Origin of the sequence: Paenibacillus taichungensis (assembly GCF_050994985.1) — a bacterium.
Classification (GTDB): Bacteria; Bacillota; Bacilli; order Paenibacillales; family Paenibacillaceae; genus Paenibacillus; species Paenibacillus taichungensis.
Window position 1 is genome coordinate 6,759,169 of sequence record NZ_CP194720.1, and the last position, 13,926, is coordinate 6,773,094.

12 protein-coding genes are annotated in these 13,926 nt (G+C 48.0%); 10 read left to right on the forward strand and 2 right to left on the reverse strand.

Translation table 11 applies throughout. The annotated features are described in order from the left end of the window. Nucleotides 1-94 precede the first annotated feature (94 nt). Nucleotides 95-1,000: a YitT family protein gene (locus ACR1R9_RS30350; protein ID WP_076287629.1), complete on the forward strand. Its 906-nt coding sequence runs from the start codon at nucleotides 95-97 to the stop codon at nucleotides 998-1,000. A 208-nt stretch (nucleotides 1,001-1,208) separates the two neighbouring features. On the opposite strand, the gene cls is transcribed toward ACR1R9_RS30350, so the two are convergent. Beyond that, on the reverse strand, nucleotides 1,209-2,657 hold the full coding sequence (cls, locus tag ACR1R9_RS30355; RefSeq protein ID WP_079695661.1) for a cardiolipin synthase: 1,449 nt from the start codon (nucleotides 2,655-2,657) through the stop codon (nucleotides 1,209-1,211). A gap of 330 nt (nucleotides 2,658-2,987) precedes the next feature. Between cls and argC the strand changes: the two genes are divergently transcribed. The 8 genes from argC to argH all read left to right on the forward strand — a co-directional run bounded on the left by argC (nucleotide 2,988) and on the right by argH (nucleotide 12,175). After that, nucleotides 2,988-4,037 carry an N-acetyl-gamma-glutamyl-phosphate reductase gene (gene argC, locus ACR1R9_RS30360; RefSeq protein WP_433922002.1) on the forward strand — a complete coding sequence of 350 codons (1,050 nt, stop codon included), beginning with the start codon at nucleotides 2,988-2,990 and terminating at the stop codon, nucleotides 4,035-4,037. Between the two features lie 116 nt (nucleotides 4,038-4,153). Then, complete coding sequence (gene argJ, locus ACR1R9_RS30365) at nucleotides 4,154-5,392, forward strand: bifunctional glutamate N-acetyltransferase/amino-acid acetyltransferase ArgJ (RefSeq protein WP_433922001.1); 1,239 nt, start codon at nucleotides 4,154-4,156, stop codon at nucleotides 5,390-5,392. A 92-nt stretch (nucleotides 5,393-5,484) separates the two neighbouring features. Further along, complete coding sequence (locus ACR1R9_RS30370) at nucleotides 5,485-5,637, forward strand: hypothetical protein (RefSeq protein ID WP_433922000.1); 153 nt, start codon at nucleotides 5,485-5,487, stop codon at nucleotides 5,635-5,637. A 73-nt stretch (nucleotides 5,638-5,710) separates the two neighbouring features. Then, complete coding sequence (argB, locus tag ACR1R9_RS30375; RefSeq protein WP_064641944.1) at nucleotides 5,711-6,550, forward strand: acetylglutamate kinase; 840 nt, start codon at nucleotides 5,711-5,713, stop codon at nucleotides 6,548-6,550. A gap of 369 nt (nucleotides 6,551-6,919) precedes the next feature. Continuing rightward, a complete protein-coding gene (locus tag ACR1R9_RS30380) occupies nucleotides 6,920-8,176 on the forward strand; it encodes an acetylornithine transaminase (RefSeq protein ID WP_433921999.1) in 1,257 nt (418 codons plus the stop codon). A 200-nt stretch (nucleotides 8,177-8,376) separates the two neighbouring features. Then, complete coding sequence (gene argF / locus ACR1R9_RS30385) at nucleotides 8,377-9,345, forward strand: ornithine carbamoyltransferase (protein ID WP_072733580.1); 969 nt, start codon at nucleotides 8,377-8,379, stop codon at nucleotides 9,343-9,345. 85 nt (nucleotides 9,346-9,430) lie between these two features. Then, nucleotides 9,431-10,666: an argininosuccinate synthase gene (locus ACR1R9_RS30390; protein ID WP_076287634.1), complete on the forward strand. Its 1,236-nt coding sequence runs from the start codon at nucleotides 9,431-9,433 to the stop codon at nucleotides 10,664-10,666. 105 nt (nucleotides 10,667-10,771) lie between these two features. Further along, on the forward strand, nucleotides 10,772-12,175 hold the full coding sequence (argH, locus tag ACR1R9_RS30395; protein ID WP_099859217.1) for an argininosuccinate lyase: 1,404 nt from the start codon (nucleotides 10,772-10,774) through the stop codon (nucleotides 12,173-12,175). Nucleotides 12,176-12,288: 113 nt separating this feature from the next. Here the strand turns inward: argH and ACR1R9_RS30400 are convergent, their stop codons facing one another. Next, entirely contained in the window at nucleotides 12,289-13,077 is a 789-nt protein-coding gene (locus ACR1R9_RS30400) for an alpha/beta hydrolase (RefSeq protein WP_433921998.1), read from the reverse strand. Between the two features lie 221 nt (nucleotides 13,078-13,298). On the opposite strand from ACR1R9_RS30400, the gene ACR1R9_RS30405 reads away from it, so the two are divergent. Next, nucleotides 13,299-13,922, forward strand: coding sequence for a YhbD family protein (locus ACR1R9_RS30405; RefSeq protein WP_310854925.1), 624 nt, complete (start codon nucleotides 13,299-13,301; stop codon nucleotides 13,920-13,922). Nucleotides 13,923-13,926: the final 4 nt, after the last annotated feature.

Consider the following 13,926-nt stretch of genomic DNA (forward strand, 5'->3'; position numbering starts at 1 on the left):
AGTTCCTGTATAGACCCGGTACGTGTAGGCGTATGCTGGGTGTATACAGGGGCTTTTTTTTGAGCATATATACAAAAAAGGAGAGCAAGATGACATGCAACAGCAACAACCGTTACACAATAACCGCAAGAAGAGGCTAACTACGCTCATTCCCCTGAATGGCCCATGGAGAAACGTTGTAGATACCGTATCCATTATTTTAGGTTCGTTTTTGATTGCCGTGGCCTTTAATTTATTTTTACTTCCGAACCAGATTGCTTCAGGTGGGGTATCCGGGTTATCGATATTGGGCAAACATTGGCTGGGACTTGAGCCGGCATACACCCAGTGGGCTATTAATATTCCGCTTCTGATCGCGGGTTTTCTCCTGATTGGCAAGCAGTATGGAATACGTTCTGTACTCGGCAGTATTGTACTGCCACTGTTTGTATACCTCACGAAAGACTGGGCCATTCCAACAACGAATCCGCTACTTGGTTCACTCTATGGAGGAATTGGGGTTGGTCTCGGGATTGGAATCGTATATCGAGGTAGAGGTTCAACAGGGGGCATGAGCATTCTGGCCAGGATCGTACAAAAATATAGCGGACTGAGTTACTCTCTTTGCGTTGTGATGATGGATGCAACGGTCATTATTATGGCTGCTTTTGTATTGTCATTGGAACAGTCACTCTTTGCTCTGATCGGTTTATACGTTACCGGTAAAGTCATTGATGCCGTCGAGATGGGGCTTGGTAACTCGAAGGTAGCTTATATTATTTCCAACCAGACCGAACCGATTACGAAGGTGATTCTGGATGATCTGGATCGCGGACTGACGAAGCTGGAGGCAAAAGGTGGTTACACCGACGATCAGCGCACTGTACTGATGGTGGTTGTCGGACAGAATGAGGTGCCTAGACTGAAAGCTTTGATTCGGTCCGTGGACCCGGGGGCTTTTGTCATTATTAGCAATGCGCATGAAGTACTGGGCGAAGGCTTTAAGCGTGGGGAATTGTAAGGTACAGTCAGTAGAGGAACTCTATATAAATCAAACTTAACATTCACATGATAACAGAGAGCAATGTAGAGGTTATCGTTTAACTTATAAGAAGAAAGTAAACATTAATCTAAACAAAAGCAGGTACTCCTCCACCAGACATTGCTGGAAAGGAAGTACCTGCTTTTTGTTTTTCTTTTGAATGATAATCCTTCTACTACTACTGTATCTAGAGAATCGGAGACAGCAGACGAGAAATCGCTTCTTTAAATTTGATCTTCACACTGCGTTTATTGTATTCATCAAGCGTCATCTCACGGGATACAAGAAGATCATGCTCAAACGTCTGTACAAGTGTAGTCGCAATCGCCTCGTCATACATGAATGCATTGACCTCAAAGTTCAATCGGAAGCTGCGGTAATCAATATTAGCGGTTCCCACAGATGCGACCATACTGTCGATAATGAGCGTTTTGGCATGAATAAAGCCGTTATCGTAGATGAACACGGTTGCTCCCACTTTCAACAACTCACCGATATAAGATAGCGTAGCCCAATATACAAAGGCGTGATCCGGTTTATTTGGAATCATAATGCGAACATCGATTCCTGACAGGCACGCAAGACGAATGGCTTCGAATACACTGGCATCTGGAATAAAATAAGGCGTCTGAATCAGAATCGAATGTTTGGCTCCATTAATCATTTTCAGATAACTGTTCTTGATATGCTCTGTCTCTGCATCCGGTCCGCTGGATACAATCTGCATGGCAGTTGTTCCTGTGCCCTCAATATGCGGGAAATGTGCCGGAACATATGGGGTATCGTGCTGCTTGGACGCTTCATTCCAATCGAGAAGAAAACGGGTCTGAAGAGCATGAACAGCATTACCCTGAATACGCAAATGAGTATCGCGCCAGTAACCGAACTTGGAATTCAAGCCGAGATATTCATCCCCTACATTAAACCCGCCTGTATATCCAAGGTTGCCATCAATGATGACGATTTTACGGTGATTTCGGTAGTTCATACGCAGGTTGATCAGACTGAATTTGGATGGGAAAAAGACCTCAACCAAACCGCCTGCTTCGCGCAATTCTTTGAAAAAGCGTTTGGATACCCGCCGCGATCCCAGCGCGTCATACAGCAGACGAACTTTGACACCTTCGCGCGCTTTACGAATAAGTGCATCCCGGATTCTTTTGCCGAGTCGGTCACCTCTATAAATGTAGTATTGCACGTGAACATGATCTTTCGCTGCCTCGATATCATCGAGCAACCGCTGGAATTTGTCTGTTCCGTCGGTAATAATCTCGACCGCGTTGTCTTCGGTCAACAGCGCATCGTTTTGCTTCAGGTTCATATAAATCATGTCCTGACTACTCTCTGTCGCTTGATTACGGAAAGGTGTTCTATTGTCTTGCAGCTGTGCAAGCTGGGCAGCAATACGTTCTTCAAGCCCAAGCTTCTTGCGCTCTTTCCACTGGAAAAGTCGGTAGCGCGTCAGGTTTTGCCCTGTTAATAAGTAGAGTACAAACCCGAATACCGGAATAAAGTTCAAGACGAGCAGCCAAGCCCAGGATGCACTGGCATCCTTTCGTTCGAAGAAAACGACCGCTGCAGCGAAAATAATATTCAGGCCCAGGAGTACAACAAGTAAAATGGATTCGATATGCACTGTAGTCCCCCATGTCTCATAATGACCATCATGAATCCATTCATAAACCCTTCATCGTGTAGATTGATTATGAATTAGACCCTGGTTGTAATGTTTCCTATAATACGTATTTTAGCAGAAGTATACGGGTTCGTCCGCAGATGTTGGAAAGATATGTTCGGAAGCGATGAGAATCCATGTAAAATTGATGATAGAGTGTTGTATTTATATAACTAGAGTCGTATAATAATACACAAATATGCATAGAAGCGACGGAATTGCTGTATGAAAGCTCATTGGGAGCAGGAGAACAGTATAAGTAGCGCATACGACAAGATTGGGGGAGCGAGAGTGAATAACAAATTAAAAGTGGCAATCATCGGTTCCACCGGCTACGGCGGGGTGGAGCTGATTCGTTTTTTCCAGAACCATCCGCAGGTTGAAATTACTTCGGTAATCTCTTCATCCAGCAGTGGTGAGTCCATCGCAGATGGATTCCCGCATTTGACGGACGTGATTCAGAGGCCACTCGACGGCGTGGACCCGGCTGAGATCGCAAGTCGTGCAGATCTGGTGTTCACAGCAACCCCGTCTGGTGTCAGCGCAAAACTCGTTCCGAGCCTGCTTGAAGCAGGGCTTAAGGTCATTGATCTGTCTGGAGACTTCAGACTTAAGGATGGAACGGTGTATGAAGAGTGGTATAAACATCCGGCACCATCTGCTTCATTGCTGGAACAGGCGGTATACGGCATGGCAGAGGTGTATGGCGACAAAGTGAAGGGTAAGAACTTTATTTCCAACCCAGGCTGTTACCCAACGGCTACGTTACTCGGATTGATTCCAGCTGTTGAGGCAGGTTGGATTGACCCTTCCAGTATCATCATTGATGCCAAATCCGGCGTATCGGGTGCGGGACGGGGAACAAGTCTGACGAATCATTATGCAGAGATGAATGAGAATTTTAAAGCATATAAACTGAACAAACATCAGCATATTCCCGAAATCGAGCAAGTGCTGGGAAATATCACTGGCACTCCAGTCACAGTAACGTTCACAACTCAACTGGTGCCGATGACGCGTGGAATCATGAGTACGATGTATGCCAATCTAACTGGTGAACACAGTGACCGTGAAATCGTTGATCTGTACCGTAAATATTATGAAAATCGTCCGTTCGTGCGGGTACGTGAGCCGGGGATCTGGCCTTCAACGAAGGAAGTGTACGGATCGAACTATTGTGATATCGGATTTGCAGCTGACCCTCGTACAGGTCGTTTGACGATTATTTCGGTCATCGACAACCTGGTAAAAGGTGCATCCGGGCAAGCCATTCAAAATATGAACCTGATGATGGGATGGGAGGAGAACCTCGGGCTGAACATGACTCCAGTATATCCATAAGGGTTGAATCATTGGGAGAGCGTCTAGGCGCAATTCCGATACAATGTGGGGAAAACGGATCAGGCAAAGCAAGCGGACAATCGGCATGCAGCCGAACGCATAACGGGGGATAACATATGGGAACGAATGTGGAGCAAAAGGCTTTTACTATAGTTGAGAACGGAACGATTGTAACCCCGCTCGGGTTCACTGCTGGTGGACTGCACTGCGGATTGAAAAAAACGTCTCGTAACGACATCGGAGCGATTCGCTGTGACGTGCCGGCAACTGCAGCTGCGGTGTATACAACGAACGTATTCCAAGCCGCACCTCTGAAAGTCACGCGTGAGAGCTTGAGCAATGGACGCCTTCAGGCAGTCATCGTGAATAGCGGGAATGCCAATGCGTGTACCGGACAACAAGGTGAAGAGGATGCCTACGCCATGCGTACGGCGGCCGCACGTGAGTTGGGTGTAGCGGAAGAGGATGTTGCTGTCGCTTCTACAGGTGTCATTGGTGAATTGCTGAAGATGGACGCTGTACACTCGGGGATTAGCGGACTTCCGGCACGTTTGGGCAAGGAAGCAGAAGAAGCGGAGCATTTTTCCCAAGCTATTCTGACAACCGATTTGGTGAAAAAAGAAGCCTGCGTCTCCGTTGAGGTGAACGGCAAAACGATTACGATTGCTGGTGCTGCCAAGGGATCAGGGATGATTCATCCGAATATGGCGACCATGCTGGCCTTTATGACTTCTGATGCGGTCATTAGTGCAGAAGCGTTGCAGCGCCTGCTGCGTCAGGCGACCAATCATACCTTTAACATGATTACAGTGGATGGAGATACGAGCACGAACGATATGCTTGTAGCCATGTCCAGCGGTCTGGCAGGGAACGAAGAACTGACCGTGGAACATCCGGATTGGGATGCTTTTGCTGCCGGATTCACTTTTGTGTGCGAAGTGCTTGCCAAAGCCATTGCGCGCGATGGCGAAGGAGCAACCAAGCTGGTAGAAGTACAGGTAACGGGTGCCGTAAGTGATGAATCTGCGCAAGCTATTGCTAAGACCGTCATTGGGTCCAGCCTGGTGAAATCCGCGATGTTTGGCGCTGATGCCAACTGGGGACGGATTATTGCAGCCGTAGGGCGCGCAGGACAGCCGGTGAACCCGGAGACAGTTGATATCCGTCTGGGAGACATCTCTGTACTTGAACAATCCCGTCCAGTCGTATTCGACGAAGAAGCGGCGCTGGCCTACTTGCAAACCGATACCGTACGGATTGTGATCGATCTGCACCACGGCGAGGGAACGGCCATCGCATGGGGCTGTGACCTGACGTACGACTATGTACGAATCAACGCGGCATACCGCACGTAATATTTTGTGGTTAGTTTTAGTTAATCTAGCAGCTTCATTATTGAAAAGCTGCTTTACAAAAATATGTAGAACATCTAGAAGGATTAAACTTTTTGAGTTTGATCATTGACGGGGATAGTGAAAAAGTCGGAATCGATTCTGTAGAAGCGCAGCGTTCGCCTTTGTCTCCGAGTTTTTCCCTTAGAGAAGGGGAATCCAAAAAACTTGGAGACAACAGCGATCAAAAGAACGATCCGAATTTGTAACGGCTAGAACCGTCTAATCTGGATTTATTAAGTGTTAGGCCTTTAAGAATATTTGAACGAAAGGAGTGCCCTCATGAATTCAACATTGCAAAATGAGAGTATCGGAACAGAGGCAGGTGCCGAGAAGCAGACGTTTGTAATGAAATGCGGAGGCAGCACGCTGGCGGCGTTGCCTGAATCCTTTTTTGCAGATCTGCGTGACTTGCAGTCCCAGGGAACTCAGCCTGTCATCGTACATGGCGGCGGTCCAGCGATCTCGGATAACTTGGCGAAGCTCGGTATTGAGACCGAATTCGTAAACGGATTGCGCAAAACAACAGAACCTGTGCTGGACGTCGTGGAGATGGTTCTTGCGGGGAGCATTAACAAACAGATTGTACGTCTAATCCAACGTGTTGGTGGACGTGCGCTGGGATTGTCGGGTGTGGACGGTGGTTTGATCCAGGCGAAACCGGTTAGCAATCACGCAGAGATCGGTTGGGTAGGTGACGTGACGGGCGTTAACGCGGAGATTATTCAAGGTATTGTAGGAATGGGCTATATGCCAGTTATCGCGCCAGTTGGTGTAGATGCAACCGGGCAGCGTTATAACATCAATGCGGATACAGCCGCAGGCGCGGTAGCTTCCCATCTCGGAGTGAGCCGGATGATCGTAGTGACTGATGTTCCTGGCATTATGAAGAATGTAGGCGGCGAGAAAAAAGTACTGCCATCTGTCTCTGTACAAGAGATCGAGGATATGATCCAAACCGGAGAAATCTATGGCGGCATGATTCCAAAGGTACGTGCAGCCATCGCTTGTATTCACGGCAAAGTGCGTGAGGTCATCATCGTAGATGGCAGCGAACCACAGATCCTGAGCCGTGTGCTTGGCGGAGAAACGATCGGAACCCGAATTATCCGTATGCAATAATTATTCTCAGTGCGCTAGTGTCTTCATGGTCTTATAGTAAATAAAAAAATATGTGCATCGCTTTTTTATATAAGAAATCTAATATTACACACACAATAACGTAGGGTGCAGAACCAATCTGAAGAATAAAAATGCATAACGTAGAGGACAGAAATAACCTGAAGAAGCGAAGCGTGCGCCTTTATCCCCGGATTTTTCCTTTTAAGGATCAATCAAAAGAATCCGGGGATAACAGCGATCGAAAGGTTGTTCTGTCATCGAAGTGGAGTATGCGTACGTTCAAAAGATGGTCCTGCAATCGGAGTGGTCTAGTGTAAATTATAGCTCTTATATGATTGCCGTTGCACCAACCAATAGGAGTGATAGGTGATGGCAAAAGGCAATGAACAGCCAGGTTCTGGCACAGCAGTAGCGGGCGTAGCAGCGACAGGTGTAGCGGCACAGACGGAAAGCTCTCTTTTCCAAACGTATGCGCGCTATCCAATCAGTCTGGTCAAAGGAAAAGGCAGCTGGCTGTGGGATGATCAGGGCAATCGTTATCTTGATTTCATGTGCGGGTTGGCTGTAACGAGTCTGGGCCATGCACCGGAGAAAGTCGGAGCCAAGTTGAAAGCTCAGATTGATGAGCTGTGGCATGTATCCAACCTGTTCCAGATTCCCGGTCAGGAAAAAGCGGCAGCTTTGTTGACAGCAAATACGTGCGCAGACGCTGTATTCTTTTGTAACAGTGGTGCAGAAGCGAATGAAGCGGCAATCAAACTGGCTCGTCGCTATCATCAGAAGGTAAAAGGCACAGGTCGGTACGAAGTTATTACATTTGCCCAGTCTTTCCACGGACGGACACTTGCAACTTTGACAGCAACTGGGCAGGATAAGGTGAAAGAAGGATTTTTGCCATTGCCAGCCGGATTCGTAACCGTACCATTGCATGACACAGCGGCTCTAGAAGCTGCAATCGGACCCAATACAGCAGCGATTATGCTGGAGATGGTGCAAGCCGAGGGTGGCGTGCATCCGGTCAAACCTGATTTTGTCCACCACGTTCGCAAACTGTGTGAAGAGCACGGATTGCTGTTGATTGTAGACGAAGTACAGACCGGAATGGGACGTACAGGCAAACTGTTCGCGCATGAGCATTATGGTATTGAGCCGGACATTTTCACGGTAGCCAAAGGTATTGGTAGTGGATTCCCTGTAGGTGCGATGCTAGGTAAAGGTTATCTGAAGGATGCGTTTACTGCAGGCAGTCATGCAACAACATTTGGCGGTACACCGCTTGCTTCCTCCGTTGTCATTGCAACGATTGAAACCATGCTCGAAGATCACCTGCCAGAACGTGCAGCTGAAATGGGCGAATACCTGATGAACTCTCTGCGGGAGCGTTTGGCTGGTAATTCGTTTGTAAAAGAAGTTCGGGGTATGGGGCTGCTTGTTGGAATCGAATGTGCTGAAGCGGTAGGCGACATCGTGCTTGCTGGTCAGAAACGAGGCATTCTCTTTGTTTCCGCAGGACCGAATGTCATTCGTCTGCTTCCAAACTTGTATGTGAGCAAGGAAGAGATCGATGAGGCGGTATCCTTGGTAGCTACGTTGATTGAAGAGCATGTGGCTGCGAAGAACGCTTAATAAGACTTTATACAACCTTTCTGACTCGGGGCCTTCAGGGGCCTCGAAGCGGAACCAAAATGATGAATCATGAATCCCTGTAGCCGCGCGGTAAACTAGCGGAAGACGAAAGTGAGCAGCCGGATGGCAAGATCTCAACCTTCTATACTCTTCTGCCCATGCGGGTGCAGGGAACCGGAAATAAGGAGGACAACACTAACATGACACAAGCGCAACAGACGGAAAAGGTACAGAAGGTCGATCTTAGAGGCCGTGATTTTATTGAATTTACAGATTATACAGCGGAGGAAATCCGCTATCTGCTGGACCTTGCGATTGAGATTAAAGGTAAACAGAAAAACGGTGTGCCATATCAGCCACTCCAAGGTAAAACGATCGGACTCATTTTTGAAAAATCATCTACACGTACCCGTGTATCTTTTGAAGTCGGTATGTTCCAACTGGGCGGACACGCGCTCTTCCTGAGCAAAAATGATATCCAACTCGGTCGCGGGGAAACGACACATGATACAGCCAAAGTCCTGTCACGTTACCTGGACGGCATCATGATTCGTACCTTTGGACACCATAATGTGACTGAACTGGCACAACATGCGGATATTCCGGTTATTAACGGACTGAGCGATGCAGCACATCCATGCCAAGTACTCGCAGATTTCCAAACTGTGCTGGAGCACAAAGGAAAGCTGGAAGGGCTGAAAATGGCTTATGTCGGAGACGGCAATAACATGGCGCATTCCCTTATGCTTGGTGCAGCGAAGATGGGTATGCATGTTGCAGTAGCGACTCCGGAAGGCTATGAGCCTGACAGCGCAGTTGTAGAGCAGGCGCGCAGCATTGCACAGGAGAGCGGCTCACAGGTGACTGTAACGTACAGTGCACAGGAAGCTGTGAAAGATGCGGATATCGTGTATACGGATGTATGGGCGAGCATGGGTTTTGAAGAGGAACAGAAGATTCGTGAACAAGCATTTGCTGCGTATCAGGTCGATGAGGAACTGATGAAAGGCGCGAAGCCGGATTATATGTTCCTGCATTGCCTGCCAGCTCACCGTGGAGAAGAAGTGAGTGCTGGAGTTATTGACGGTCCAAACTCCCTGATCTTTGATCAGGCGGAGAACCGACTGCATGCGCAGAAAGCATTGATGGCTGCGTTAATGAGTGAATAGATGCTGTTTGCCTGAATGGGTTGATTTTAGGCACAGATTTCGCGATGATAGATTAAGCAACTGAACTTGGGGAGGACCATTGAACATGGCTAAGGAAAAAATCGTACTCGCTTATTCCGGCGGGTTGGACACATCTGTAATTTTGAAATGGTTGAAAGAAACTTATGATGCGGAGATTATCGCATTTACGGCGGATATTGGACAAAAGGATGAATTGGACGGCCTGGAGGAAAAAGCCCTCGCTACAGGCGCTTCCAAAGTGTACATTGATGATCTGCGTGACGAGTTCGCCAAAGATTTCATCTATCCAATGTTCCAGGCAGGTGCCCTTTATGAAGGACAATATCTGCTTGGCACAAGTATCGCACGTCCACTGATCGCTAAACGTATGGTCGATATCGCTCGTGCAGAAGGCGCTACAGCGATTGCTCACGGCGCTACGGGTAAAGGGAATGACCAGGTTCGTTTTGAGCTGAACGCAGCTGCGCTGACACCAGATATTGAAGTCATCGCGCCTTGGCGTCTGGAAGAATTCCGCAACCAGTTCCCGGGCCGGGCTGAGATGATCGCTTACGCTGAAAAACACGGCATTCCGGTAACCGCATCGGCGGCTAAACCGTACTCCACAGACCGTAACCTGCTGCATATCAGCTATGAGAGCGGCGTGCTCGAAGATCCTTGGTTCGATCCAAGTGCGGACGAGAACAAAGACATGTTCCTGCTCAGCAGCGCACCTGAAGATGCACCGGATCAAGCGGAATATGTTGAACTTGAATTCGAACAAGGCGACTGTGTTGCACTGAATGGTGAGCGCTTGAGCCCACTGCAAGTAATGGAGCAACTGAATGAGCTGGGTGGCAAACATGGTATCGGCCGTGTGGACATGGTAGAGAACCGCTTCGTCGGCATGAAGAGCCGTGGTGTATACGAGACACCAGGTGGAACGATTCTGTTCACGGCACACCGCAAAATGGAATCCATCACGATGGACCGTGAAGTCATGAACCTGCGTGATAGCCTGATCACACGTTACAGCACACTCGTATACAACGGCTTCTGGTTCGCACCGGAACGTCTGGCGCTGCAAGCCCTGGTGACCGAAAGTCAGAAAAATGTAACAGGTACCGTTCGTGTGAAACTGTATAAAGGCAACATCATCGGCGCAGGTGTGAAAAGCCCTGTCAGCCTGTACAACCCGGACATTGCCACGATGGAAGCTGATCCAACACAAGCATACGATCAAGGGGATGCAACGGGCTTTATCCGCCTGAACGCATTGCGTTTGAAAGTAAATTCCGGTGTGGAACAAAACAAAAACTAATTTCATCATGCATATAAAGCATCACGATAATAACTGACAAGGCGGGCCGTTCTTGCACTTCTGGCAGGAGCGGCTTTGTCCATGAGCGAAAGGGGAGTACTCACTGTGAGCAAGCTGTGGGGAGGACGTTTTACCAAACAAACCAATCACCTCGTTGAGGAATATACAGCGTCAATCAACTTTGACAAAGCGTTGGCCGAGGAAGATATTCAAGGAAGTCTGGCTCATGTCACGATGTTGGGCAAATGTGGAATTCTGCCAGCAGAGGATGTAGAGACGATCAAGGAAGGTTTGATCACTGTTCTGCATAAAATCCGTGCAGGCGAAGTGGAATTCTCCGTATCGGATGAAGACATCCACATGAATATTGAGAAAAACCTGATTGAGACTATCGGCCCTGTAGGTGGCAAATTACATACGGGACGCAGCCGGAATGACCAAGTGGCAACGGATATGCACTTGTACTTGCGTGAGCGCGTGGTTGGGTTTGTTGGCATGCTGCATTCGTTGCAGGAAGCGCTGATCGGACAAGCCAAAGACAATCTTGATACGATTGTACCGGGGTATACCCATCTTCAACGTGCACAACCAATTCTGTTCGCCCATCACCTGATGGCGTATGTATCGATGTTCCAACGGGATGCAGAGCGTCTTATGGACAGCTACAAACGCATTAACGTGCTGCCACTGGGTGCAGGTGCGCTTGCAGGCACAACGTTCCCGATTGACCGTCATTTTGTGGCGGAACAGTTGGGCTTTGATGGAGTATATGAGAATAGTCTGGACGCAGTAAGCGACCGTGACTTTATCGTGGAGTTCCTGGCAGCCGCTTCACTGATCATGACTCACTTGTCCCGTCTGAGTGAAGAGTTGGTGCTGTGGAGCAGCACGGAGTTTGGTTTTGTTGAACTGGATGATGCATTCTGCACGGGCAGCAGCATTATGCCACAGAAGAAAAATCCGGACGTTCCGGAACTTGTTCGTGGTAAAACAGGACGTGTGTACGGCAACCTGATCGGTTTGCTGACAGTACTGAAATCTCTGCCGCTCGCTTACAACAAGGACATGCAGGAAGACAAGGAAGGCATGTTTGACACGGTAGCGACGCTTGAGGGTGCACTTCAATTGTTCGCTCCGATGATTGCTACGATGACGGTCAACAAGGGTCGGATGCGTCAAGCAGTCAATCAGGATTTCTCCAACGCTACAGATATTGCGGACTTCCTCGTGGGCGAAGGTTTGCCATTCCGCCAAGCGCATGAAGTTATCGGTAAGACGGTATTGTACTGTATCCAGAACGGCAAGTATTTGCTGGATCTGACCATCGATGAATTCCGTCAGTTCTCCCCGTTGTTCGATGAGCGTATTTACGATGTGCTGCAACCAGAAGCTGTTGTAAATGCTCGTAATGTTTACGGCGGAACAGCTTCCAATCAGGTGGCTGAGGCGATTGGACGGAGTGAAAAGGTGCTGGAAATTACAGAGCAATGGATCACCAATCGGGGTTAATGACGCATTTACTACAATGAAATAATATACAACGCAAAAGCAGGCCGAGATTTTCTTCTCAAGGGCCTGCTTTTTTGTGTGTGACAACGATTTAGATATGTTAAATTTCTCGACTACTTACGTTCACGCAATGGCAACCATTTCAGCACATTCTGGATCTTCTCGTCCCAATATCCCCAGTCATGTCCACCAGGTTCTTCCTCGTACGTCAGCTGGAAATCGGTCTGTGCACAAGCTTGACGGAACGCTTGATTCTCGTCATACAGGAAGTCCTCTGTCCCACAGCATTGGTAGAGCAAAGGTTTTGGACCCTGACTTGCTTTGCTTTCTTCGAGCAGATGCAGCAAGTCATTCTCCGAACCTTTAATTTCTACTCCGAAAATCCGTTTGAACTCAGCATCACTTAATGCCTTAACAATTCGGTTATCCATATGCACTACCATGTCGAGTGCTCCAGACAAACTTGCCGCAGCGGCGTATTGCTCCGGTTTGTGAAGTGCCAGCTTGAATGCTCCGTAGCCACCCATGGACAAGCCAGCAACAAAGTTGTCCTCACGTTTGTGTGATAGTGGGAAGAAGGAACGTGCAAGTGCAGGCAGCTCTTCACTGATGAATGTCCAGTAGCGTCCGCCTTCCGCCATATCCGTATAGAAGCTGCGATGTACCTGAGGCATCACAACGGCAATACCAAGGTCCGCAACATATCGTTCGATGGATGTACGACGCAGCCAGATGGAGTCATCATCCGATAGCCCGTGCAGCAGATACAGCGTGGGATGTAACCCTTGGCCGGATACGTTCTCCATGCCAATCTGATTGTGGGTCTGTTGTGGAAGAATAACATGCATACTGGTGCTTAGACCAAGCGTGTCAGAGTAAAAGTCACATTTAATAAGTGCCATATATATGAGAAACCCCTTTCATAAGTCCATTAACGATGTGTTCTGACCCGATTCAATAGGATGGGATCTGAATCCATAATGGTTCCATAGTGTCTATAATAAACAGGTTATACGCAAAGTCTTTTCATTGCAATAATAAGAAATTCACAACTAGTTATTCACCTTATTTACAACGTAACAATGTTATGTTACACTGTTTTCAACACAAAGGGGGACCATATATGACGGATGATTTGATCTCCAAAAAAGAATTGCTGGACCTGACGGGTATCTCCTACGGCCAGTTGTACCGCTGGAAGCGGAAGAATCTCATTCCGGAGGAATGGTTTATTCGGAAGTCGTCCTATACGGGACAAGAAACTTTTTTTCCAAAACAACAGATTTTACTGCGGATTGACAAGATTCTCAATATGAAAGACGGCTTGTCGCTGGATGAACTGGCAGATGTGTTTTCACCAACTTTGGGTGAAGTGGAAATGTCCGCTCAACAGCTGTTAGAGCGAAACATTGTTTCGAACATTTCGCTTGAGCTGTTGAAAGAAGCAGGCCGGGAGCGGCCGTTGTATGCTTTGGAGCAGATTATGATGCTTTATGTACTTGATAAGCTGCTAATGAGCGGAGATGTTACCCGCCAGGAGGGTACGCTGCTGATCGATGTCATGTCCGAGCATTATTATCGTTTCACAGGCAAACCAAGCGAACTGGTGCTTATTCGCAAGATGGGTGTCCCTTCGTTCATGCTGGTAACAGCAGGAACAGAGCTTTATTTTGATAATGGTGTGAAGGTCGTTCTCAGGCAGTCGATGGGGACGTTCATGGAAGAGTTAAAACTCAAATTGGGATAAGGAG

Excerpts from the sequence above, each read along its gene's own strand:
- ACR1R9_RS30390 (WP_076287634.1), top strand. The coding sequence starts at position 9,431 with ATGGCTAAGGAAAAAATCGTACTCGCTTATTCCGGCGGGTTGGACACA.
- argB (WP_064641944.1), top strand. The coding sequence starts at position 5,711 with ATGAATTCAACATTGCAAAATGAGAGTATCGGAACAGAGGCAGGTGCC.
- ACR1R9_RS30400 (WP_433921998.1), bottom strand. The coding sequence starts at position 13,077 with ATGGCACTTATTAAATGTGACTTTTACTCTGACACGCTTGGTCTAAGC.
- ACR1R9_RS30350 (WP_076287629.1), top strand. The coding sequence starts at position 95 with ATGCAACAGCAACAACCGTTACACAATAACCGCAAGAAGAGGCTAACT.
- argF (WP_072733580.1), top strand. The coding sequence starts at position 8,377 with ATGACACAAGCGCAACAGACGGAAAAGGTACAGAAGGTCGATCTTAGA.
- ACR1R9_RS30380 (WP_433921999.1), top strand. The coding sequence starts at position 6,920 with ATGGCAAAAGGCAATGAACAGCCAGGTTCTGGCACAGCAGTAGCGGGC.
- argJ (WP_433922001.1), top strand. The coding sequence starts at position 4,154 with ATGGGAACGAATGTGGAGCAAAAGGCTTTTACTATAGTTGAGAACGGA.
- ACR1R9_RS30405 (WP_310854925.1), top strand. The coding sequence starts at position 13,299 with ATGACGGATGATTTGATCTCCAAAAAAGAATTGCTGGACCTGACGGGT.